At 69.7% G+C, this 22556-nt stretch carries 18 protein-coding genes; 5 read left to right on the forward strand and 13 right to left on the reverse strand.

Annotation, left to right across the window (positions count from 1 at the left end; translation table 11 throughout):
* Positions 1-148: 148 nt before the first annotated feature.
* Genes B7Z76_RS07600 through B7Z76_RS07610 form a run of 3 tightly spaced genes read right to left on the reverse strand, consistent with a single transcriptional unit; the run spans position 149 to position 3152 of the window.
* Positions 149-952, reverse strand: coding sequence for an SDR family NAD(P)-dependent oxidoreductase (locus B7Z76_RS07600; RefSeq protein ID WP_174504306.1), 804 nt, complete (start codon positions 950-952; stop codon positions 149-151).
* Positions 949-2490 (reverse strand): cryptochrome/photolyase family protein, encoded by a 1542-nt coding sequence (locus tag B7Z76_RS07605; protein WP_174504305.1) that lies wholly within the window; start codon positions 2488-2490, stop codon positions 949-951. Before B7Z76_RS07605 ends, B7Z76_RS07600 begins: the two co-directional genes overlap by 4 nt.
* Positions 2490-3152, reverse strand: coding sequence for a DUF6134 family protein (locus B7Z76_RS07610; protein WP_291343124.1), 663 nt, complete (start codon positions 3150-3152; stop codon positions 2490-2492). The genes B7Z76_RS07605 and B7Z76_RS07610 overlap by 1 nt, the downstream gene beginning before the upstream one ends.
* Before the next feature lie 161 nt (positions 3153-3313).
* Here B7Z76_RS07610 and B7Z76_RS07615 point away from each other — a divergent pair, with 161 nt between their 5' ends.
* Together B7Z76_RS07615 and gltA are read left to right on the forward strand one after the other, a co-directional pair.
* Positions 3314-3835, forward strand: a complete 522-nt coding sequence (locus B7Z76_RS07615) for a histidine phosphatase family protein (RefSeq protein WP_174504303.1) — start codon at positions 3314-3316, stop codon at positions 3833-3835.
* Positions 3836-3972: 137 nt separating this feature from the next.
* Entirely contained in the window at positions 3973-5292 is a 1320-nt protein-coding gene (gltA, locus tag B7Z76_RS07620) for a citrate synthase (protein WP_174504302.1), read from the forward strand.
* Here the strand turns inward: gltA and B7Z76_RS07625 are convergent.
* A complete protein-coding gene (locus B7Z76_RS07625) occupies positions 5265-5417 on the reverse strand; it encodes a hypothetical protein (RefSeq protein ID WP_291343127.1) in 153 nt (50 codons plus the stop codon). The genes gltA and B7Z76_RS07625 overlap by 28 nt on opposite strands.
* On the opposite strand from B7Z76_RS07625, the gene B7Z76_RS07630 reads away from it, so the two are divergent.
* The 3 genes from B7Z76_RS07630 (at position 5397) to B7Z76_RS07640 (ending at position 7647) form a co-directional block, all read left to right on the forward strand.
* A complete protein-coding gene (locus B7Z76_RS07630; RefSeq protein ID WP_291343129.1) occupies positions 5397-5744 on the forward strand; it encodes a helix-turn-helix transcriptional regulator in 348 nt (115 codons plus the stop codon). The two genes, B7Z76_RS07625 and B7Z76_RS07630, sit on opposite strands and share 21 nt — an antisense overlap.
* Positions 5745-5774: 30 nt before the next feature.
* Positions 5775-6842, forward strand: a complete 1068-nt coding sequence (locus B7Z76_RS07635) for an alkene reductase (protein ID WP_174504300.1) — start codon at positions 5775-5777, stop codon at positions 6840-6842.
* A 61-nt stretch (positions 6843-6903) separates the two neighbouring features.
* On the forward strand, positions 6904-7647 hold the full coding sequence (locus B7Z76_RS07640) for an SDR family NAD(P)-dependent oxidoreductase (RefSeq protein ID WP_291343131.1): 744 nt from the start codon (positions 6904-6906) through the stop codon (positions 7645-7647).
* A gap of 72 nt (positions 7648-7719) precedes the next feature.
* Here B7Z76_RS07640 and B7Z76_RS07645 read toward each other — a convergent pair whose 3' ends face one another.
* The 9 genes from B7Z76_RS07645 to B7Z76_RS07685 all read right to left on the reverse strand — a co-directional run bounded on the left by B7Z76_RS07645 (position 7720) and on the right by B7Z76_RS07685 (position 22435).
* The gene (locus tag B7Z76_RS07645) at positions 7720-11694 is read right to left on the reverse strand and encodes a translocation/assembly module TamB domain-containing protein (protein WP_291343132.1); all 3975 of its coding nucleotides are present in this window, start codon (positions 11692-11694) and stop codon (positions 7720-7722) included.
* Positions 11694-13610, reverse strand: a complete 1917-nt coding sequence (locus B7Z76_RS07650) for an autotransporter assembly complex family protein (RefSeq protein ID WP_291343133.1) — start codon at positions 13608-13610, stop codon at positions 11694-11696. The genes B7Z76_RS07645 and B7Z76_RS07650 overlap by 1 nt, the downstream gene beginning before the upstream one ends.
* A gap of 217 nt (positions 13611-13827) precedes the next feature.
* Positions 13828-15189, reverse strand: coding sequence for a UDP-glucose/GDP-mannose dehydrogenase family protein (locus tag B7Z76_RS07655; RefSeq protein WP_174504296.1), 1362 nt, complete (start codon positions 15187-15189; stop codon positions 13828-13830).
* 4 nt (positions 15190-15193) lie between these two features.
* The gene (locus B7Z76_RS07660; protein WP_291343134.1) at positions 15194-15823 is read right to left on the reverse strand and encodes a histidine phosphatase family protein; all 630 of its coding nucleotides are present in this window, start codon (positions 15821-15823) and stop codon (positions 15194-15196) included.
* Positions 15807-16649, reverse strand: a complete 843-nt coding sequence (locus B7Z76_RS07665) for a transporter (RefSeq protein ID WP_291343135.1) — start codon at positions 16647-16649, stop codon at positions 15807-15809. The genes B7Z76_RS07660 and B7Z76_RS07665 overlap by 17 nt, the downstream gene beginning before the upstream one ends.
* Positions 16646-18454, reverse strand: coding sequence for an ABC transporter ATP-binding protein (locus B7Z76_RS07670; RefSeq protein WP_291343136.1), 1809 nt, complete (start codon positions 18452-18454; stop codon positions 16646-16648). Before B7Z76_RS07670 ends, B7Z76_RS07665 begins: the two co-directional genes overlap by 4 nt.
* Entirely contained in the window at positions 18451-19650 is a 1200-nt protein-coding gene (locus B7Z76_RS07675) for a glycosyltransferase family 4 protein (protein ID WP_174504292.1), read from the reverse strand. Before B7Z76_RS07675 ends, B7Z76_RS07670 begins: the two co-directional genes overlap by 4 nt.
* Positions 19647-21014: a glycosyltransferase gene (locus B7Z76_RS07680; RefSeq protein WP_174504291.1), complete on the reverse strand. Its 1368-nt coding sequence runs from the start codon at positions 21012-21014 to the stop codon at positions 19647-19649. Before B7Z76_RS07680 ends, B7Z76_RS07675 begins: the two co-directional genes overlap by 4 nt.
* Entirely contained in the window at positions 21014-22435 is a 1422-nt protein-coding gene (locus tag B7Z76_RS07685) for a glycosyltransferase family protein (RefSeq protein WP_291343139.1), read from the reverse strand. Before B7Z76_RS07685 ends, B7Z76_RS07680 begins: the two co-directional genes overlap by 1 nt.
* Positions 22436-22556: the final 121 nt, after the last annotated feature.

The following is a 22556-nucleotide window of genomic DNA, read 5'->3' on the forward strand; positions in this document are numbered from 1 at the left end:
GACTTGAATCAGACGCCCCGTAGTCATGGCAATAGGTACAGAACCTAGAGCACGTTCCGATCCATCAGGATCGGATGTCGTGCTCTATCTTGTTGATAAATAGAGCATCTTTATCCGATCAGATGATTCCATCCGATCGGATGATGCTCTAGCTCTCCGGGTCCAGGTCCGGCTCCGCCCCGCCCTGGGTGCGCGAGCCAGTGAAGCGGGCGACGAGCGGGAAGAAGGCGGCATGGGGCAGCAGGCGCAGGATGCGCAGCGGGCGGGCCAGGCCTTCGGGGAAGGCGATGAGGAACCGCCCGGCATCGAGCCCGCGCATGATGGCGTGGGCGGCAGCGGGGGTTTCCATCAGGAAGGGCATCGGGAAGCGGTTCTGCGCGGTGAGCGGCGATTTCACGAAGCCGGGGCAGATCGCCGAGATCGCGACGCCGTGGCGGTCGAGATCGAATTTCAGGGCTTCGGCGGTGGCGATCAGCGCCGCCTTGGTCGTCGAATAAGAGACCGAGCCGGGCAGGCCGGCGAGGCCGGCGAGCGAGGACATCAGCGCGATCTGGCCGCGCTTGCGGGCGATCATCGCCGGCATCACCAGTTCGAGTCCGTGCGCGGTGCCGAGCAGGTTCAGCTCGACCTGGCGGCGCAAGCGCTCGGCGGTGAAGGTTTCGGCGGTGTCACGCTCATAGGTGCCGGCGTTGAGGATGGCGCGGGCGATCGGGCCGTCGCGGGTGATGGTGTTCACCGCCTCGCGCACAGCGTTGGGATCGGTGACGTCGGCCGGGGCGACGATGATGCGGCTCGGATGGGTTTCGGCGAGGGCGCGAAGCTCGACCTCGCGCCGGGCGGTGATGGCGACGCGCCAGCCCTGTGCGACATGCGCCTCGGCGAGGGCGCGGCCGATGCCGCTGGAGGCGCCGGTGATCCAGACGATGCCGTCGGCGCTGGTGACGGGTTTCACACTCGGTCTCCGTGTTGCAGGCGGCGGCGCAGGTCGGCGGCGCGGTCGCGCAGGGCGCGGCGCTTCGGCTCCGCCATCTTGTGCCATGTCCGCACCGGCATGGCCATGCGCGGATTGGCGGCGAAGCGATCGGCGTGGCGGGCGATGAAATCCCAGTAGAGCGCGTTGAAGGGGCAGGCGCGCGGGCCGGTCGCGTCCTTCACGTCGTAGCGGCAGCCGGCGCAGTAATCGCTCATCCGGGCGATGTAGGCGCCGGAGGCGGCGTAGGGTTTCGAGCCGACGATGCCGCCATCGGCGTGCAGCGCCATGCCGCGGGTGTTGGGCATCTCCACCCATTCATAGGCATCGGCGTAGACGGCGAGATACCAGCGATCGACCGCATCCGGCGCGATGCCGGCGAGGAGGGCGAAATTGCCGGTGACCATCAGGCGCTGGATGTGATGGGCATAGGCGCGGCGCAGCGTCTGCCCGATCGCCTGCGCCATGCAGCGCATGTCGGTCTCGCCGGTCCAGTAGAATTCGGGCAGCGGCAGCTCGGCGCCGAGGGCGTTCAGCGTCGCGTAGCCGGGCATGTGCCGCCAGTAGATGCCGCGGATGAATTCGCGCCAGCCGAGGATCTGGCGGATGAAGCCCTCGACGGCGTTGAGCGGGGCGCGGCCAGCTTCGTATTCCGCCTCGGCGCGGCGGCAGAGATCGAGCGGGTCGAGCAGGCCGAGATTGAGCGGGACGGAAACCAGCGAGTGGAACATGAAATCCCGGTCCGCCGCCATCGCGTCCTGCCAGTCGCCGAAGCCGGGGAGACGGCGGGCGAGGAAATCGGCGAAGCCCGCCTCGGCATCGCGCGCGGTGACCGGCCAGTCGAACCCGTCGAGGCTGCCGTAATGACCGGCGAAGCGGGCGGCGACGAGGGCGAGCACCTCGCGGGTTTCGGCCGTGGGCGGGAAGCGCTTCGCTTCGGGGGGCACAAGCCCGGCGGGCAGGGATTTGCGGTTCTCGGGGTCGTAGTTCCACTTGCCGCCGACCGGGTCGTCCCCCTCCATCAGGATGCGGTGGCGGCGGCGCATCTCGCGGTAGAAGAACTCCATTCGGAGCTGCTTCTTCGATCCCGCCCAGGCGGCGAAATCGACGCGGGAGCAGAGGAATCGCGTGTCGTCGCGGATGTCGCAGGGAATGCCGGTCTGCTCCGCCCAGCCGCGCATGGCTTCGAGCACGCGGTATTCGCCGGGTTCGGTGGCGATGATGGCGTCGGGCTTCAGCGCGGCGCAGGCGCGGGCAACCTCGCCGGCAAGCGTGCCGGTATTCGCCGGATCGTCGAGCGCGATGTAGCGGACGGCGACGCCGCGAGCGCTCAGCGCCCTGGCGAAGTGGCGCATCGCCGCGAGGACGAGCGCGATCTTCTGCGGATGATGCGGGACATAGGTGCACTCGCCCATCACCTCGGCCATCAGCACCGTGTCGGCGCCGGGATCGAGACCGGCGAGGGATGCGATGGCGGGGGAGAGCTGGTCGCCCAGGATGACGCGGAGATGGCCGGCCATCAGCCGAGGATCGGGCGATAGGTGATGTGGCCGCGATGGTGGAAGGCGAGGCCGGACCAGGTGTTGGTCTTGTCGTAATAGACTGCGAGGCGGATCGGGCCGGTGAGTTGGTAGCGTGAAGCGGTGACGCTGCCCGAGGGCATGGCGGGCAGGCGGAACCAGCCCTCATGGGTGACGGTCGGCCGGTCGGCATGGCCGGTCTGCATGTTGATCATCGGGCCGTCCAGCATCGCCTTGTTCCAGTAGGTGAGCGGCAGGGCGTCGCGCGGGGCGGTGTAGCGGGCGATGCGGTTGCCGGCGATGACGACGCCTGCATCCGTGCGCTCGACATCGAGGCGGATGCGGGTGCCATCGTTGTCGATGTCGCTGGTGGCGGCGTGGAAGGCGCCGCGCTGCCAGTGTTCGACGATATGGGCGCGGTAGGTGAAGAGCGGGATGCCGACAAGGCCGACCTTGAGATCGACGTGGTTGTCCACCGTCAGGCTTGTGCCATCGACAAGGAAGCGCAGGCGCTGGACGCCGACATGGCTGCCATTGCGATAGACGTCGAACGCGAGGCTGCGGTGCTGCGGCAGCTTTGGCGGCGTCAGCTTCGGCGGCGTCAGCAAGGCGCCGGCTGCCGCCGCGAGAACGCCGCGCCGGGCGATGGGGATATCGGTCATCGGTCCTCCTTCACGGTGTGGCGGTTACGGACGCTGGCGGCGAATGGATGTCGATCCGCCGCCAGCGCAAGGCTCATGTGTGATAAATAGGGAAGCCGCTCTGGATCGCGAGGGCGGAGCCGCGCATAAACGGGCGGCCATTCCCGCCGCGAAAGAAACACATGCACCAGCTCATCCTCATGCGCCACGCCAAAGCCGAACCGGCCAGGGGCGACCAGGCCGATCACGACCGCGCGCTGAGCCCGGCGGGGCGGGCGGCGGCGCAGCGCATGCGCGCCCGGCTGCGGGAGCTGGCGATCGAGCCGGACGTGGTGCTGGTATCCTCGGCGCGGCGCACGCGCGAGACGCTGGACGGCGTTGCGTTCTGGGATGGGCAACCGAACATCGAGGTGCTCGACGGGCTCTACATGGCGCCGGCGGCGCGGATGCTGGAGATGCTGCGCGAGCTGCGCGAGACGATGCTGAGCGTGCTGGTGGTCGGCCATAATCCGGGGCTGCACGAGCTGGCGCTGATGCTGGCCTCGGGCGCGCAGGAGCGCGGCGCGGCGCATGCGCGGCTGGAGGAGGGCTTCCCGACGATGCGGGCCGCCGAATTCCTCGTCCTCACGCCCTGGCGCGAGCTGAAGCCGAAAACCACGCGGTTGCAGCGGGTGATCGACCCGCCTCCCGCAGGTGGTGCATAAGTGTCATGTTGCAGGCGCGAAGGTTGCGCGATCATGCCCGAAGCATTTACAAAACAGTCACCCAGACCGATTAGTCTCGGCACTCGACCGGGAAGCGGATCAGGACGGTTCGACCGGACAGAAGAGGAATCTTGAGCATGAGCAGCACGACCGAAGGCGCGCGCGCGACGCACGCGACGCTTACGATACCCGGAAGCGACAAGACCGCCGAACTCCCGCTCCTGGCCGGCACGCTCGGCCCGCAGGTGGCTGATATCCGCAAGCTCCAGGCGCAGACCGGCATCTTCACCTTCGATCCCGGCTATGGCGAGACCGCCTCGTGCGAGAGCAAGATCACCTATATCGACGGCGATGAGGGGGTGCTGCTCTATCGCGGCTACCCGATCGACCAGCTCGCCGAGAAATCGACCTTTCTCGAGGTCGCGCATCTGCTGGTGTTCGGCGAACTGCCGACGGCCGCCGAGTTCGAGGCGTTCAACCGCGGCGTGACCATGCACACGATGCTGCACGAGCAGGTGCGCCGCTTCTTCGACGGGTTCCGGCGCGATGCGCACCCGATGGCGGTGCTGTGCGGCGTGGTCGGCGCGCTCTCGGCCTTCTATCCGGAAAGCGTCAACGTGAACGATGCGCGGGAGCGCGAGATCAGCGCGTTCCGGCTGATCGCCAAGATCCCGACGATCACCGCCTGGGCCTACAAATATTCGACCGGCCAGCCCTTCATGTATCCGCGGAACGATCTCTCCTATGCGGAGAACTTCCTCTACATGATGAACGCGGTGCCGCCGGAGCCGTATCGGAAGAACCCGATCCTGGAGCGGGCGATGGACCGCATCCTGATCCTGCACGCCGACCATGAGCAGAACGCCTCGACCTCGACCGTGCGGCTCGCCGGCTCGACCGGGGCCAACCCCTTCGCCTGCATCGCCGCCGGCATCGCCGCCCTCTGGGGCCCGGCGCATGGCGGCGCCAACGAGGCGGTGCTCAAGATGCTCGGCGAGATCGGCCACAAGGACAACATCCCAGCCTTCATCGCCGAGGTGAAGGACAAGAACAGCCACACCAAGCTGATGGGCTTCGGCCACCGGGTCTACAAGAATTTCGACCCGCGCGCGAAGATCATGCAGCAGACCTGCCACGAGGTGCTGGGCGAACTCGGGATCAAGCACGAGCCGCTGCTGGAACTCGCGATGGAGCTGGAAAAGATCGCGCTGGACGACGATTATTTCGTGCAGCGCAAGCTGTATCCGAACGTCGATTTCTATTCGGGCATCATCCTCAAGGCGATGGGCTTCCCGACCACGATGTTCACCCCGCTGTTCGCCCTGGCGCGCACCACCGGCTGGATCAGCCAGTGGATGGAAATGATCGCCGACCCGTCGCAGCGGATCGGCCGGCCGCGCCAGCTCTATACCGGTGCCGTGCGCCGCGATTACGTCTCGATCGACCAGCGGGGCTGAGATGATGCGGGATGCGCGCCGGACGGGCGGCGCGCATCCCTGCCCTGCATAAATTCGCCAAACCCGATCTTCATATCGGATTTTTCCGATCCATCTATCGTTGCATGACGATCGATGTCGATCATGACCGCGCGCCGGATCTGGATGAAGGGCTGAAGGCCCTGGTGCATCCGGTGCGGCGCGCGATCCTTGCCAAGCTCGCCGATCCGGAACGGCATTTCGTCGGGCAGCCGCACCCGCTCTCCTTCGGCGTCTGCGCGAAGGAGATCGAGCGGAGCTGCCCGCTGTCGCAATCGAGCATTTCGGCCCATCTCGCCGCCCTTCACGCGGCGGGGCTGGTCGAGACAAGGCGGGTTGGAACCTTCGTGTTCTACCGGCGCAATGACGGCGCGATCGAAGCGCTGATCAGGGGACTCGCGAAATCCCTTGGTCTGCCCGAAACCACTCCCTGAAGTCGCAGCATCAACCCGAAAGGCTGATCCATGTCGAAACTGTTTGAACCCCTGCAGGCAGGCGCCTTCACCTTGCGCAACCGCATCGTCATGGCGCCGCTGACCCGCGCGCGGTCCGGCGAGGCGCGCCTCCCCAACGCGCTGATGGGGCAATATTACGCGCAGCGCGCCGAGGCCGGAATGATCCTCTCCGAGGCGACCTCGGTGACGCCGATGGGCGTCGGCTATGCCGCGACACCGGGCCTGTGGTCCGATGAGCAGGTGGCGGGCTGGCGCATCGTCACCGAGGCGGTGCATCGCGAGGGCGGCATCATCCTTGCCCAGCTCTGGCATGTCGGGCGGATTTCCGACCCCATCTTCCTGAACGGCGAACTGCCCGTCGCCCCCAGCGCGATCGCCGCCGAGGGACATGTGAGCCTGGTGCGGCCGGAACGGCCCTTCGTGACGCCGCGCGCGCTGGAGACCGACGAGATTCCGGGCGTGATCGAGGCCTACCGGGTCGCGGCGCAGAACGCCAAGGCGGCCGGGTTCGACGGTGTCGAAGTGCATGGCGCGAACGGCTACCTGCTCGACCAGTTCCTGCAGGATTCGACCAACAAGCGCACCGACCGGTACGGCGGCTCGATCGAGAACCGCGCGCGGCTGCTGCTGGAGGTGACGGACGCGGTGATCGGCGTCTGGGGTGCCGACCGGGTGGGCGTGCATCTTTCGCCGCGCGGCGATGCGCACTCGATGGGCGATTCCGACAAGCTCGGCTTGTTCACCCATGTCGCCACCGAACTCGGCAAGCGGAAGATCGCCTTCATCGCGGCGCGCGAGCACAAGGCGGCGGACTGGATCGGGCCGAAGCTGAAGGCGGCGTTCGGCGGGGTGTATATCGCCAACGAGAAATTCACCCGCGAGAGCGCCGAGGCGGCGATCGAGGCGGGCGAGGTGGATGCGGTGGCCTTTGGCCAGCTCTACATCGCCAACCCCGACCTGGTTGCCCGCTTCCGCAACGGGCTGGCGCTGAACCCGCCCGATATGTCGACCTTCTACCAGGGCGGCGCCGAGGGCTATACCGACTATCCGACGGCGGCCAAGCAGAAGGCGGCCTGAACCGGCGGGCCGGGGCGCGTTTGCTCCGGCCATCCCACAACATGAAGGCGAGGAGCGGGCGATGCGGTTTGCGGGCAGGAAGGTCGTGGTGATGGGCGGAAGCCGGGGAATCGGCCTCGCCATCGCGATGGGATTTGCCGCCGAGGGAGCCGCGGTCGCGATCTGTGCCCGCGGCGCTGAGGCGCTGGACGTGGCGCGGCGCGAAATCGCCGGGCATGGCGGGGTGGTGTTCGCCGCCCCCTGCGACCTTGCCGATGCGGAACAGATCGCCCGGTTCGTGCCGGACGCCGCCGCCGCCCTGGGTGGCATCGACATTCTGGTGAACAATGCCTCGGGCTTCGGGATGACCGATGACGAGGCGGGCTGGACCGCCGCGATCGGGGTGGATGTGATGGCGGTGGTGCGGGCGAGCCATGCCACCCTGCCCTTCCTCGAGGCCGCCGAGGGGGCCGCGATCGTCAATCTCGCCTCGATTTCCGGCCTGCGCGCCTCGACCCGCAGCCAGCCCTATGCGGCGGTGAAGGCGGCGGTGATCAACTACACGATGTCGCAGGCGGCGACGCTGGCACCAAAGCGGATCCGGGTGAACGCGATCTCGCCCGGCTCGATCGCCTTTCCCGGCGGGCTGTGGGAACAGCGCAAGACGACCAATCCGAAGCTCTACGAGGCGACCCTCGCCTCGATTCCGTTCGGGCGGTTCGGCACGGCGGAGGAAATCGCCGAGGTGGCGATGTTCCTGGCCTCGCCGGCGGCGCGCTGGGTGACGGGGCAGAATATCGTCGTCGATGGCGGGCAGCTGTTATAGAGCACGTTCCGATCCATCCGGATCGGATGCCGTGCTCTGCCACATTGATAAAGATGCTCTGAACCCGCCTGCTCAATAGTCGAACTGGTAGGTCAGCCCGACGGATTCGCCGGGGCCGGTGCTGCCGCCGGTCCCGCTGTTGGACTGCACCTCGGTTTTCAGTTTCAGCCCCTTGTAGAGATTGATCTCGACCTTGGCACCGGTGCCGCCGCCGGTGGCCGATTGCTGCGCGCCGACATAAACCCCGGGGGCGACGTAGCGGCCGGCATTGATCGTCGGCGCGCTGGTGCCGCCGCCGATCGAGAGCTGGTCGAGCCCGAGCGCCTTGCGCAGCCCGCCGACCACATCCGGCCCGCCGCCGCCGATGCCGGCGAGATCGGCCAGCGAGGCGGCGAGCGAGGCGGCCTGCAGCGCCGAGAGACTCTGCGAGCCGGTGCCGTAGAGCAGATGCGCCAGCACCTCGTCCGACGGCAAGGACGGGAGGCTGGAGAGGGAAATCTTCGGCGCGCTGGCAGCGCCCGTCAGCGCCAGCGTCGAGACGGTGCCGTCCGAGGCGGTGCCGCTCACTTCGAGGTCGATCGCCGGGATCATGCCGTTGCCGTTGAAGTGGACGGTGCCGCGGCTGAGATCGAGCGTCTTGCCGCCAAGATTGAAATAGCCGCGGATCAGGTGGAAGCCGCCGGTCGGCTGCGGTGCGGCGAGTGTGCCGCCGACATGCAGGCGCCCGCCGAGATTGGCGAACAGCCCCTTGCCGCGCACGAAGACCTCGTTGCGGGCATCGACCGTGAGGTCGAGCGCCACGGGTGGCGCCGGGGCGGCGGGTGGCGGCGGACGGGCGCCCTTGCGCCGGATGTCGAGCCTGACCACCGAGGGCGGCAGGCCCTGCGGAATCTGGATATTCGCCGTCTCGATCGCGACGGTGCCGGCGAGCCTGGCGCCGGTGTCGATATCGCCGGTGAGGCTGAGCGCGCCGCCGAGGCGTTCGGTCAGGATGTCGCTCGCGATCGGGCTCGCGTGATGGAAGGCGAGCCGCAGATCGACCGGCATCGGTTTGGCGAGACCGAAACTGCCGGAGCCGTCGATCGTGCCAGCCCCGGCCTTGGCCGAGAGACGGTCGAGCCGGATGGTGCGACCGGCGGCGGTGATCGTGGCGTCGATCGCCGAGAGGTCGAGCCCGCTGGCGATGTTCTGCACCCGGCCGCCGGCCAGGGTGAGCGTGCCGGCGGCGCGGGGCGCGGCCAGCGTGCCGGTGACGCGGAGATCCGGCGTCACGGTGCCGCCGACCGCGGTGCCGCCGGCTGCGGTGAGCGGGTCGAGAAGGTGGAGATTGGCGGTTCCGGTCAGAGCAAGGTCGATCGCTCCGGCGGCCGCCAGCGGCGCGGTGCCGGTGAGGGTGAGATCCGCCCGGTTGCCGAGGGCAAGGCGCGCGGTGCCGCGGGCGCTGTGGCCGAGCAGGGTTTCATGCGCGGTGAGATCGGCCGGCGGCAGCGAGGCGGCGGGGCCGGTGAGCAGGCGCATGGATGTCGCCGCGAGATCGACCGTGCCGCGCGGCGCGCGCGGCGTGCCGGTCAGCCGGGCGCGGGCGGTGACGATGCCGGAGGCGGTGAGTTTCGGATCGGCCGCGTGCAGCAGCGAGGCCGAGAGATTGTCGAGCCGGAACGACAGGTCCATCGGGCCGGTGAGCGCAAGCGGGGCGGTGCCGTCGAGGCTGAGACGGGCAGGGCCGAGCGTTGCGGCGATGGTGCCGCGCAGGGCGTGGCCGAGCAGCGTCTCGCGGGCGGCAATGGTTGCGCGCGGCAGCTTCGCAGCCGTGCCGGACGCGAGGCCGAGCCCCCTGCCCTGCAGCGCGATCGTCCCGGTGGGGGCGGCGAGCGTGCCGGTGAGATGGGCGGTGGCGTCGAGCAGGCCGGTGGCGGCGAGGTTGGGATCGACGGCGCGGGCGATGCCGGCGGGGAGATTGGCGATTTTCGCATCGAGGGCGAGCGACGGGCGGATGGTGCCGTCGGCGGTGATTCGCGCCGCACCGCCGAGCCCGCCCAGGGCGAGGGCGAGATGGTGGATTTCGGTGGTCGCCCCGGCGCTGATGGTGGCGAGGCCAAGCAGGCGGGCGGTGACGCCGCGGGCGGCGGCATCGAGTTTCGCGAGGTGGATGGTGCGGGTCTTGCCATCGAGTGTCGCGGCGAGATCGAGCTGCGCCGGCTTGCCGGCGAGGCGCGCGAAACGGCCGGCGGCAGTAACGGCGAGCGCGGCCGCGCTGCCTTTGGCGGTGAGGGTCAGGTTGCCCGCTGCCGCCTTGCTGTCGAGGCCGGTGAGGGTCACGGTCGCGTCGATCGCTTGGGGCGTGGCGAGATGGTCGATCGTCGCGTCGATCCGCGCGGCGCGAAGGGCGGCGACGGTACCATAGGCGAGGTGGCTGGCGGTGAGCGCGATGGCGGCGGGCTGGCCGGAATGGTGGGTGAAATCGGCGGCGAACGCGCCGGCGAGCTTCATGTGCAGCAGTGGGGCGAGATCGGCGAGGCGCGTCATCGCGATGTGAATCGCGCCGTCCGGCAGCATCGCGCCCGGGGCGCGGGTGATGCGCCCCTGCCCCCGCAGCGATTTCCAGGACAGGGTTTTGAGGTCGAGATCGATCGCGCCGGCGGCGCTGCGGGCGAAAGTGGCGCTGAGCGAGAGCGGGGAATCGTAGAGCGCGCCGGTGCCCGTGAGCTGTCCCTGCGGCGCGCCGGGCAGGTTGGTGGCGTCGATCGCGAGGTGGAACGGGCCGGATTGCACGCCCTTCGCGGTTGCCAGACCATCCACCGTGCCGTGCAGGGCGAGATTGTCGGGCGGGCCGGCGAGGTCGAGATGTTCGGTGACGTGGCCGGCGAATTGCGGCGCGATGAGGGCGAGATCGGGCTGGGTGAACGTGCCCTTGAGCGCGAGATGCGACCGTGCGGCGGTGCCGGCGAGCTTTGCCCTTAGCGCCGCCATGTCGAGCGTCAGGCTGTGGATGGTGGTGATGCCGTGGGCCAGGGTGAAATCGCCCGCGAGCGTCGCGCGCTTGCCGACCAGGACGGGGACGGGTTTCGCCGCCTGCGTGATCTCAACCGTGTCGTCGAAGTGAAGTGTCGTGGCGTCGCCTCGATGTTTCGCGACGAGGTGCAGCACGGTGCGGCCGCCGAGCGTCTGCTTGCCGAGGGCGGCATAGGGCGCGAGTTCGGGAATGATGATGGTGAGATCGGCGCCGGGAGTGGCTGGCGAGAGGTCGACCGTGCCGGTGCCGTGCGCCTTGAGATCGCCGAGGGCGCTGGCGAAGTGCAGGGCGGCGGCATTGCGCGGGCCAGCGATGGTCAGCGAGAGATCGACAGGTTGCTTCGCGAGATCGGGCTGGCTGGCGGTGCCGGCGAAGGCGGCGATGGGGCCGCCGGGCGGTTCGTGGACGGTGAGATGCGCGTTCACCCTGTTGGCATCGAGGGTCGCGGCGAGGCGGTAGGTGCCGGGAGCGCCGAGCGAGGGGCCTTCGAGCGAGGTAGCGTCAAGCGTGGCGGCGATGTCGTCGAGCGATTTCGCGCGGGCCTGGCCGGTGATGTTCAGCGCGAGCGTGTGGCCGAGCACGGGTTTCGCGAGAGCAAGACGGCCGATTTCGAGACGGTGCAGGACCAGCGAGAGGTTCGGGATGCTGCTCGCGGCGGATTGTTTCGGCTTCGGTTTCGCGGCTGCGGGCGCGGGCCGGCGCAGGACGTCGATGCGTTTCGCGGCAAGCTCGCCGATGTCGATCCTGCGGTGCAGGAGCGCAAGCGGCGACCAGCGGAGGACGGCATCGTCGATGACGAGATACTGGCGCTTGCGATCGGCGATCGCGATGCGCCGTGCCGCGATGTATTTCGGGAAATGGCCGGCGAGGCCGGCGATCCTGACCGTGCCGCCGGAGAGCGCGCCGATCTCGTGCGTGGCGAAGGCGCGGCCGGCGCCAGTGTTCAGCGCGATGTCGAGCGCGAGGATGGCAAGGACCGGCAGGGCGATCAGGATGCCGGCGATCCAGAGGATGATCTTGAAGACCCGGCGCATCAGAAGGCCTGTCCGAGACCGATATAGACGGCGACGGAAGCGCTGCCGGGCGCACGGTTGAGCGGGACGCCGACATCGACGCGTAGCGGGCCGATGCCGGTGTAATAGAGCAGGCCGAGGCCGGCGCCGATGCGCAGCGTGCCGGTGAAGGGCGTGCCATGGGCCGAGACCTGGCCGGCATCGATGAAGGGGGCGATGCCGAAATGCTTGCCGATGCGCTGGCGGAACTCGGTTTCCAGCGCGTCGATCGCGGTGCCGCCCTGGGGGATGCCATCGGGGAAGAGCGGGCCGACCGTCTGGTAGGTGAAGCCGCGCACCGTGCCGGTGCCGCCGGCATAGAAGCGCTGGTCGGGCGGGATGCCGAATTGCGAGCCGCCGAAGATGCGGCCGAGCACGCCATGCAGCGCCAGCACGCCGCGGCCGGGCGCTTCGAGATTGATGTAGGTGCTGCCTGTAAGTTCGGTGATGACGAAAGGCTGTACGCCAGCACCGAGGGACAGGCTCGGGGTGACGCGCAGGGTGAGCTTCACGCCGCGCGTGGGGTCGAGGAGCGAATTTGCCGTGTCGTAGGAGAGGGTTACGGGAAGCTGGGCGAGGCGGTAGGTGCGGCTTTCGCCCTCCTGGTTCACCTTCTCGAAGATAAAGCCGGCGCCGTAATCGAGCGTCAGATGCGGGCCGAGCGGGCGCGCAGCGATGGCGCGGCCGAGAAAGGCGGTGCGGCTATAGGCCGGCAGGTATTGCTTGAGCGCCTCGATCGTCGCGGCGATCGACTGGCCGGGGCGGATGAAATCGGGCACCCGATAGGTCGCCTTCGCATCGTAGCCGGGGGCGACGACATACGTGTGCTTGCCGAAGGTCGCGGTCTGGCTGCGGCCGCTGCCGGCGATGCCGGTGGCGCCGAGCGACAAGATCAGGCTCTGCGCCCCGCCGAACAGGTTGCGGTCGGTCCAGGAGACATTGGCATCGATGCCGAGATCGGAGGAATAGGACGCACCGAGTGCCACGGTATGGCGCTTGCGCTCGCGCACCGCGAAGGCGATGGGCACCTGCCCGGCGGGGTGCGGTGAAGCGGCCGTGTGGACGGTGACGGAAGAAAACACGCCGAGGCCGAGCAACTGGTCGCGCGCCGCGTCCAGCGCCGTCTGGCTGTAGCGCTGGCCGGGCTTGAGCGCGATGTGCCGCGCCATGAAGCGGCGGTGCATCCGCTGCATGCCGGTGAAGGTGATGGCGCCGACATCGACGCGCTTGCCCATCGTCACCGGATAGGTGACGGCGAGCGTATGCGTCGTGTCATCGGCCTCGGCGACGGGCGGGGCGACGTTCGCGAAGGCGTAGCCGAGATTGCGCAGCTTCGTCTCCAGGCGGGACGCGGCGGCGACGAGCGGGGCAGCGGTGGCGGGCTCGCCCGGCTTCACGCCGAGTGAAGCGGCGGCGGCGGGATCGGTGAGGCCGGGGGTGCTGATGACGCCAACGTGATAGAGCGGGCCTTGCACGATCGCCACGCGGACGCGGGCGGGCGGGTTCGCCGGCGCCTTGCGCAGCAGGTCGGGCAAGGCGGGGTCGGACAAGGCATGACCGTCGATGGTGATGCTGATCGTGCCGGAATCGTAGCCCTCGCTTTCCAGCACGGTGCGGAACGTGTCGAGATCGGCGCGGGCGCGGGCGATCAGCGCGAAGGGGCCGACCGCGAGCTTGCCGCGAAGGGTTTCGAGGCTCGAACTCTGGCGGATCAGCGTGTCGAGCGGGGCGTTGCCGGTGGCCGCGAAAGCGACGTCATAGGGTTGCGGCTCGGCGGCATGGGCGACTTGTGCCGGAAGCAGCGCGCCCGCGGCGAGGACGAGCCCGACGACGGGCGCGAAACCGGGCAGGATGCGCGGCAGCCCGCGCGTCGCACTGCGAATTCCTCGCTCCTCCATTATTTTACACATAGGGGCGGACGAGAGGATGCGCCATGTCGCCAAACGAACAGCGCGGCTCACGATCCTGTGATTTTTGACCCTTCGAATGTCATCCGGTGCGCGAAGATGATATTCTAGAGCACGTTCCGATCCATCAGGATCGGATGTCGTGCTCTATCATATTGATAACTAGAGCATCATCCGATCAGATGATTCCATCTGATCGGATGATGCTCTAATCCGCCGCCGCGAGCGCCAGCTCCACCTCGCCGGCACGTGCTCGATGCGGCGCCGGCCGGCCGATCGCGTGGTGATCGAGCCCCGCCGCACGCATCGCCGCCGGGTCGAACACGTTGCGCAGATCGACGACGACGCGCCCGCGCATCGTCGCGCGCAGCCAGTCCGGCGCCAGGGCGCGGAACTCGTTCCATTCGGTGACCAGCACCGCGCCATCCGCGCCGGCAAGCGCCGCGGCGGCACTCGGCGCATAGACCACCTCCGCCGGCAGATCCCGCCGCGCCTGCTCCATCCCGGCCGGATCATAGGCCACCACCTCGGCGCCAAGCTCGACCAGCCGGTGCACGATCTGAATCGCCGGGGAGTCGCGCATGTCGTCGGTCTCCGGCTTGAAGGTCAGGCCCAGCACGGCGATCCGCTGCCGCCGCACCGTGCCGCCGAAGGCTGCGAGAATCCGCCCGGCCATCCCGGCCTTGCGCGCCTCGTTCACGCTCACGACGGTCTCGACCAGCCGCGCCGGCGCATGCGCATCCTGGGCGATCCGCATCAGCGCCTGGGTATCCTTCGGGAAGCACGAGCCGCCGAAGCCGGGGCCGGGATGCAGGAATTTCGGGCCGATCCGCCGGTCGAGCCCCATGCCGCGGGCGAGTTCGTGAACATCCGCCCCGACCTGCTCGCACAGATCCGCCATCTCGTTGATGAAGGTGATCTTCATCGCGAGGAAGGCGTTGGTCGCGTATTTGATCAGCTCCGCCGTCTCCAGCCCGGTGCAGAGCAGCGTCACCCCGGCCGGGTTGAGCGGGCGGTAGAGCGCGCGCAGCACCGCCTCGGCCTGCGCGCTGTCGGTGCCGACGACGATCCGGTCCGGCCGCATGAAATCCTCGATCGCGCTGCCCTCGCGCAGGAATTCCGGGTTCGAGGCCACAGCCACGTCGAGATCCGGCCGGATTTCGCGCATCAGCGCGGCGAGCCGCCGCCCGGTGCCCACCGGCACGGTCGATTTCGTCACCAGCACGGTCGGCCCCGGCAATGCAGCGGCCAGCTCGGCGGCGGCGGCGAACACATGGGACAGGTCGGCATGGCCATCGCCCCGGCGCGACGGCGTGCCGACGGCGAGGAACACGGCGTCGGCGCCGGGCAGCGCGCGGTCGAGCGCGGTTTCGAAGCGCAGCCGCCCCGCCCGCACGGAGTCGGCGACCAGCCGGTCCAGCCCCGGCTCATAGATCGGAATCCGCCCGGCCTGGAGCGCCTCGATGCGGCACGGATCCTTCTCCACGACGATCACCTCGGTGCCCATGCTGGCGAAGCAGGCACCGGAGACGAGCCCCACATAGCCGGCGCCGATCATGACGATGCGCATCGGTTCACTCCACGGTTTCATGATGGAAAGGCGGCGCCGCGACAGCCGCGCCGCAAAGGGAGAAGCGCCGCACCGCGCCCGGTGCGATCCTGATGCCGCGAAACCCGTCATCGCCGCGCCCTTCGGCGTCGAGACAGGCGAGGCGGATCATCCCGGCATGGGTGACGGCTAGAACGGCCCCGCCCTGCTCCGGCAGATCGGCGAGAAATCCATGCAGCCGCGCCCGCGCCTCGGAAAGCGTCTCGCCGCCGGGAAAGCGCATCCCGCCGGGATCGCGCTTCCAGCGCCGCAGCGCCTCGGGTGTCGCGGCGCGGATTTCGGCCTGGGTGCGTCCCTCCCAGTCGCCGAACGCGATCTCGGCCAGCCGGTCATCGACGATCACCGCGACGTCGCCACGCCGCGCGGCGATGCAGCCGGCCGTCTGCCGCGCCCGCAGCAGCGGGCTGGAATAGATCGAAGCGAGCGGCTCGTCGCCCAGCGCGGCGGCAAGCCCGGCGGCATCCGCCCAGCCCTCGGGCGAGAGCGGCAGGTCGCTGCGCCCCTGATAACGGCCCTCGCCGGTCCACGCCGTCCGTCCATGCCGGGCGAGCAGCAGCGCCCGGCCGCCGGCGCGCGGGTCAGTAATGCACCGCAACGCCCAGCTCCACCCGGCTGCCGGCATGAATCCCCTCGCCCGCCACGTTCACCTCGTAGAGCAGGAACGGCCGGACCGTCTTGGTCAGCCGCCAGGTCAGGCCGACCGCCGGCCGCACCAGATTGTAGATCTCGCCCTGCGCGCCGGGCGGAATCGTGCCGCTCTGCCGGATCGTCTTCACCGCGAACACCTCGCCGGTCAGCGCGAGGCGGCGGGTGAGATGGAGCGAGAGATCGATCGTCGCGCGCAGCTGCGTCGCCGCGCCGTCGAGGAAAACCCGCGCCCCCGTGACCATCGTCAGGCTGCCCCAGGGCCGCGTGATCCCGGCCTGGAAATCCGGCTCCACCGACCAACGCCCGGTGCCGAGCGCGGGCGAGGGCTTCGTCCGCCCCGCCGGGACGATGACGTTCAGCGTAAGGGAATCGGCGAAACGCGGCGTCTGGACCAGCCCGTAATTCAGGCCGATCTCCTCGTCCTGCAGGCCGGATGAAACGCTCGCTACCGGCCGGTGGTGACGGTCGGCGAAGCTGCGCACCCGGCCGCCGCGCAGATCGTATTCGATCGACAGGCCATCCCCGATCCCCTGCACGCCGGTGACGCGATATTGCGTCGAGCTCTCGCTCGAGCCGCGCAGCGCATTGGTGGTGAAGCCGCCGGCGGGAAACGCCTGGTTGCCGTGAAACAGCCGCACCATCGGCTTGACGACGCCATCCCCCGACGCCGGAATCCAGGGATCGGCGCGGGCGGCGCGCAGCGGCGCGGCAAGCGCCGCACCGGCGGCAAGGGCGGCGAGCAGGCGCGGAACGGCAGGCGCGGAACGGGTCATTGAGCCACCAGACGGAGTTGGGGAGCGGGAGAATCATCGCGCAGCGCCTGCCAGAGCGCGGCATATCGCCCGCCCTCGGCCAGCAGCGCGTCATGCGTGCCGCGCTGGACGATGCGGCCATCGTCGAGCACCAGGATTTCGTCGGCGGCGCGCACGGTGGAAAGCCGGTGCGCGATCACCAGGGCGGCGCGGTTCGCCGCCAGCCGGTCGAGCGCCGCCATCACCCGCCGCTCGGTGCCGGCATCAAGGCTGCTGCTCGGCTCGTCGAGAATGACGATCGGCGCATCGCACAGCATGGCGCGGGCGATGGCGATGCACTGGCGCTGGCCGCCGGACAGGCTCTGCCCACGCTCGGCGACCATGGTGTCGAACCCGTCGGGCAGGCCCTCGACCACCGCATCGATCCCGACCGCGCGCGCCGCCGCGATCGCCTCGTCCCGCCCCGCGCCCTCGCGCCCATAGGCGATGTTTTCCCAAACGCTCGCCTGGAACAGCACCGGGTCCTGCAGCACGAGAGCCACCTGCCGGCGCAGATCCGCGAGGCGCACGCCGCGGATATCCTGCCCGTCGAGCAGCACGGCACCGGATGTCGCGTCGTAGAAGCGCGGGATCAGGCTCGCGATCGTGCTCTTGCCCGAGCCGGTCGCGCCCACCAGCGCGATGGTGCGCCCGGCCTCCAGCGCGAAGGAGACGCCGTGCAGCACCTCGTGATCGTCGCGGTAGCCGAACCCGACCTCGCGGAATTCGATCCGCGTCGCCCGCCCGGCAAAGGGAAGCGCATCCCGCACCTCGGCGACGCTCGACCGCTCGGCCCGGTATTCGCCGATCCGCTCGATCGCGACGGATGCCCGGCCGAACACCCGCCCGGTCTTGGCGAGCTGCCGCGCCGGGGTGGCGATGCCGCGCAGATAGGCGAGAAAGATCAGCAATTCCCCCGGCGTGAGCGGGCCGCGAATCACCGTCGCCGCGCCATACCAGGCGATCGCCCCGGTCGCGACCGCGATGGCGAGGTTCATCGCCGGGCTGAACTGCGCCTGCACCGCATTGGCATGCAGCCCGGCCTCGAGGCTGCGCCCGGCATGGGCGCCGAACCGCCCGTCCTCGTGCGGCTCGCGGCCGAAGGCCTGCACCACCTGCACGCTGCCGAGGATTTCCTGCATCACGCCACTCAGCGTCGTCTCGTGCCGTCGCACCTGGCGCAGCGCGTTGCGCAGCCGCCCCGTATAGACCCGCGCGATCCAGAACAGCAGCGGTGCGACCGACAGCGCGATCAGCGCATACCGCCAGTCGATCAGCAGCATCACCGTCGCCATGCCGAGAATGGTCAGCCCGTGCGGCAGCAGGTCGATCCCCACCGCGACGATGAAATCCTGCAATTGCCGCACATCGCCGGTCAGCCGCGCCATCAGCTCGCCGGCGCGCTGGCGGCGGTGAAAGGCGAGCGACAGGCGTTGCAGATGCGCGAACAGATCGGCTCGGATGGCAAACACGATCCGCTGCCCCGCATCGAGAAACAGCCGGTTGCCGAGATAGACCAGCAGCGCATCGGCGATACCGAGCCCGAGCATGGCGAGGCCGAGCGTGTCGAGCAGCGCCATCCGGTGGGTCAGCGGATCGGGCAGCACGCCGTGCAGCCAGGGCGCCAGCCGGCGCTGGAAGATCACGTTGTCGATGATAAATTTCAGCGGCCAGGGCAGCATCAGCAAAACGCCGGCCCGCGCCGCCATCACCGCCGTGCCGGCCGAAAGGGCGCGCCATTCGGGCCGCAGATAAGCCCGCAGCCAGACGCCGCCCGGCCCGCTCATGCCGGCAACCGGGCCGGCGCGCAGGCGAGGCTGAACCGCACCACGTCGCGCCAGTCCCGCCCGGCAAGACCGGCACGTCCGCGCGCGCCCATCGCCCGGCAGCCCGCCGGATCATCGAGCAGGCGCGCCAGCGCGGCGCCGAGCGCACGCGTCTCGCCCGCCGGATAGAGCAGCCCGGTCTCGCCATCGGCGATGATCCCGCCGATCTCGCCGATCGCCGGGGCGATCACCGCGCGCCCGGCGGCGAGGGATTCGAAAATCTTGAGCGGCGAGAAATAGAAATCCGGCTGCGGCAGATAGGGGGCAACGGTGAAATCCATCGCCCCGAGCCAGGCCGGGATCTCGCCATGCGGAACCCGCCCCGGCAGCGTGACCCGCGCGCCGAGGCCGCGCGCCGCCACCAGCGCCGCCACCGCCTCGCGCTCCGGCCCGTCGCCCACCGCGACGAGATGCAACGCCGGATACCGCGCGGCGATTGTGGCAACCGCCTCGACCAGTCCGGCCACACCGTGCCAGGCCTTGAAACTGCCGATAAACCCGGCAATCCGCCGCCCGCCGAGGCCGAGCCGGGCGCGCAGCACCGCCCCCGCCGTATCGGCATCGGCGAAGCGGGCGAGATCGACCCCGTTGGGGACGACATGAACCCGGTCCGCCCGGCCGAGCACGGCGGCGACATGTGCGGCCACCTGCGGCGAGACGGCGATGATGGCATCCGCCCCGCGATAGGATTTTTCCTCCGCCGCCAGCGCCTCGTCCATCAGATGCAGTCCGCGAAACCGAAGCTGCTCCTCGACCAGCGGCGCGTTGACCTCGAGGATCCGCGGCACGCCGAGCCGCGCGGCAATGCACACGCCCGCGCGATGGAACAGCGCGTGGCGCTCATAGACGAGATCGGGCTTCACGCCGTACCGGTCCAGTGCCGCACAGATCCGGTCGCCGACCGAAAAATCATGCTCGATCCGCACGCGCTCGCGCCGCTCGATCTCGTTGCCGACCGACAGGTCCGCCGGCGGCGGCGCGAATTCGAGGATGCGCGCCGGCGGCGGCGGATTGCCGGTGCCGCGCGTGGTGCAGGCGAGGGTCACCTCATGGCCGAGCGATGAAGCCGCGGCGACGAATTCGCGGACATGGACCGAAGCGCCCTTGTCGCCCTCGACCGGAATGCCGCGATCGAGATTGAGATACAGGATCCTCACGACGATGCCCTTGCCAGCGATGAGGGTCCGGTGGGCGAATCGGCGCGAAACCGCGTCCCGCCGCTCTCCGGCGCCTCTGGCGCGCAGCCGGCGCAGCCGAGCAGCGCGTGCAGCCGGCGCGTCGTCGTCCACAGGTCGAACTCGCCTTCGAGCCGCGCCCGCCCGGCTTCGGCGAGACGCCGCGCCGTGGCGGGATCGGCCAGGATATCCTCGATCGCCGCGGCCAGCGCCGCCGGGTCGCGCGGCGGCACCAGCCGCCCGGTCTCGCCATCGCGCACCAGCTCGGGAATGCCGGACACGCTGGTCGAGACCACCGGCACGCCGATCGCCATCGCCTCGGCGATCACGTTGGGAATCCCGTCGCGGTCGCCATCCTCGGTGATTCGCGGCGCGAGCGCGAACACATCGGCGGTGGCGTAGAGCGCGATCAGGTCGGCATGCGTCATCGCGCCGTCGAGCGTCACCACCCCGTCCAGCCCATGCGCCGCGATCTGCGCCTGCAGCTCATCGCGCAGCGGCCCCTCGCCGATGATCCGGCAGCGAAAGGCAAGGCCGAGCCGGCGCAGCCGCGCACAGGCGGCGATCAGGTCGTCATGTCCTTTTTTCGGCACCAGCCGGCCGACCGAGAGGATCAGCGTCTCGCGGGCGGCCCCGGCCGCCTCGCCCTGCCGGCGCGCGCCGAACAGGCCGAGATCGATGCCGTGATAGACGAGCTTGATCTTGTCCGCCTCGCCCTCCAGCAGCCCGGCGAGATATTTCACGTTGTAGCCGGTGCATGTCGCAACGAAGCTGGCCGCCTGGGCGCGCTTGCGGATCACATGCGGCGGCGTGAGGTAGAGATCCTTGGCATGGGCGGTGAAGCTGAAGGGCAGCCCCGTCATCATGCTGGCGAACCACGCGGCGGCGGCCGGCGCGTTGGCGAAATGGGCGTGGATATGGCGGATGCCCTGGGCCCGGCACAGGCTCGCGATCACGCCGCCGCGCAGGAACTGCTTCCAGACCGAGAGCGGCCGCGGCGACCGGGCGGAAAACAGCATTGCCCGGCCGAAGGCGCCGAGATAGCGCGCGGGGGCGGCGGCGATGGCGCGGCCATGGGCGGCGGCAATCTGCCGGCGCCCCGCCGCCTCGCTCATCGGCGGCACGGGATGCAGCGGCGCCTCGACCTCGGCGACCATCGGGTGATGCGGCGGCGGCTCCGGCGGCAGCAGCGAGACGATGTGCAGCTTCGCCCCCAGCCGCTCCATCGCGCGGATCTCGTTGAGGATGAAGGTTTCCGTCAGCCGGGGATAGCGCTTCATGATGTAGACGACCGGCGCATCCCCGGCGGGAGACGCGGCGGAATCAAGGCTGGCGAAGACGGGCATCAGGCGATCTCCCACGCCGAGCCCGGCGCATCCTGCCGCTTCCCGGCCAGGGCGGCGAGATGATCGGCCACCCGCTCGGCACCGTTGAGATCGAGCTGCGCCCAGGTTTCGGGCAGCGGCTCGGGGGCGGCGAGGGCGGCGGGAATCTCGCGTGCGAGATCGGCGGCGAGATCCGGCCCCTGCTCGATCGCGCGCACGAGGCCAAGACCCGCCAGCAGCCGCGCCCGCATCCGCTGCTCCGCCCGCGGGGCCGGCCGAGGCACCAGGATCGCCCGCTTGCGTGCGGCGATCAGCTCGGCGCTGGTGTTGTAGCCCGCCATCGCGATGACGAGATCAGCGGCCCGCAGGCTCGGCAGCGGATCGGTGATGTAGTCCACCAGCTCGACATCGTCGCGCCCGCCGGCGGCGGCGGCGAGAGCCGCGCGCTGCGCCGGCTGCATCAGCGGCCCGGTCACGATGACGGAGTGGAACGAAGCCGGCTGCCGCTGCGGCAGGGCGCGCAGATACGCCTCCATCAGCGCGAACCCGTCGCCGCCGCCGCCCGCCGTCACCAGCACGACCTTCCGCCCCGCCGCGCGGAGCACGGACCAGCACGGCGGCGCCCCCGCATTGCCCGGCAGCAGCAGGTCGGCAGCGACGACATGCCCGCAATAGCGCACCCGTCCGGCCGCCGCCCCGCCGATGCCATAGGCCTCCGCGACGTCGAACAGCGCGCGCGATCCATACACAAGGATGTCGTCATAGGCGTGGTCGAGCAGATCGGGGATGTCCTGCTCGGCCCAGGTCGCCCGCACCGTCTCCGGACTATCCAGAATGTCGCGCAGGCCGAGCATGACCCGGGTCTGCGGCATGTCGCGCCGCATCATCGCCAGCGTGGGCAATATCTCCCCGTTCATTCCCGCCGGCGCGTGATCGACGAGAAACACGTCCGGCCGGTAACGCAGCGCGAGGGTCAGGATCAGCGCGGCGCGATAGCCTTTCACCAGGCCGAAACTCTGCCCCGCCTCGCGCGCCTTGTAGGTTTCCGCGCCGGTCTTCACCACCGGCGGCAGCGGATGCACATGCAGCCCCGGCGGCAGGCGCCACTGCCCGATCACCGGCGAGCCGGTGAGCAGGTGAACCGCGAATTGCCGCGTGTCGAGCAGGCGCTCGGCGATGGCGAGGTTGCGGCGCAGATGCCCGAGGCCGAACGTGTCATGCGAATATAGAAACACCACCGTCGGTCCGACCGGCCCGCCGCATCCCGGCATCCGCGCGCCGGCCCGGCGGGTCAGAAGGCCGCCCGGACGGCTTGCCGCCGCCGCGTCACCCTCCATCGCACCGCTGCCGAAGGGCGCGGCCGGGTCCATCCTCGTCTCCCGCCAGACAGCACCCGCGAACCCCGGCGCGCTGTCCCGCTCAACCACATGAACATCGCGCATACAGGGTTCCTTTCCACTGCCGGTGTCGCGCTGTTATCGTGGGAGAAAGTTCCACAGTCAAGCGAGAAAACGGCAGCAAACATGAACAAGCGGACAGGTCCGCGCCGCCGCGCGCCGCCGC

The sequence above is a fragment of the Acidiphilium sp. 20-67-58 genome (genome assembly GCF_002255515.1).
Classification (GTDB): Bacteria; Pseudomonadota; Alphaproteobacteria; order Acetobacterales; family Acetobacteraceae; genus Acidiphilium.

Bases quoted from the DNA above. Each gene is read 5' to 3' on its own strand.
- B7Z76_RS07605 (WP_174504305.1), bottom strand. From the start codon at position 2,490: ATGGCCGGCCATCTCCGCGTCATCCTGGGCGACCAGCTCTCCCCCGCC.
- B7Z76_RS07665 (WP_291343135.1), bottom strand. From the start codon at position 16,649: ATGACCCGTTCCGCGCCTGCCGTTCCGCGCCTGCTCGCCGCCCTTGCC.
- B7Z76_RS07615 (WP_174504303.1), top strand. From the start codon at position 3,314: ATGCACCAGCTCATCCTCATGCGCCACGCCAAAGCCGAACCGGCCAGG.
- B7Z76_RS07610 (WP_291343124.1), bottom strand. From the start codon at position 3,152: ATGACCGATATCCCCATCGCCCGGCGCGGCGTTCTCGCGGCGGCAGCC.
- B7Z76_RS07680 (WP_174504291.1), bottom strand. From the start codon at position 21,014: ATGCCCGTCTTCGCCAGCCTTGATTCCGCCGCGTCTCCCGCCGGGGAT.
- B7Z76_RS07625 (WP_291343127.1), bottom strand. From the start codon at position 5,417: ATGATCGACATCGATCGTCATGCAACGATAGATGGATCGGAAAAATCC.
- B7Z76_RS07635 (WP_174504300.1), top strand. From the start codon at position 5,775: ATGTCGAAACTGTTTGAACCCCTGCAGGCAGGCGCCTTCACCTTGCGC.
- B7Z76_RS07650 (WP_291343133.1), bottom strand. From the start codon at position 13,610: ATGGAGGAGCGAGGAATTCGCAGTGCGACGCGCGGGCTGCCGCGCATC.
- gltA (WP_174504302.1), top strand. From the start codon at position 3,973: ATGAGCAGCACGACCGAAGGCGCGCGCGCGACGCACGCGACGCTTACG.
- B7Z76_RS07655 (WP_174504296.1), bottom strand. From the start codon at position 15,189: ATGCGCATCGTCATGATCGGCGCCGGCTATGTGGGGCTCGTCTCCGGT.
- B7Z76_RS07630 (WP_291343129.1), top strand. From the start codon at position 5,397: ATGACGATCGATGTCGATCATGACCGCGCGCCGGATCTGGATGAAGGG.
- B7Z76_RS07640 (WP_291343131.1), top strand. From the start codon at position 6,904: ATGCGGTTTGCGGGCAGGAAGGTCGTGGTGATGGGCGGAAGCCGGGGA.
- B7Z76_RS07670 (WP_291343136.1), bottom strand. From the start codon at position 18,454: ATGAGCGGGCCGGGCGGCGTCTGGCTGCGGGCTTATCTGCGGCCCGAA.
- B7Z76_RS07685 (WP_291343139.1), bottom strand. From the start codon at position 22,435: ATGCGCGATGTTCATGTGGTTGAGCGGGACAGCGCGCCGGGGTTCGCG.
- B7Z76_RS07645 (WP_291343132.1), bottom strand. From the start codon at position 11,694: ATGCGCCGGGTCTTCAAGATCATCCTCTGGATCGCCGGCATCCTGATC.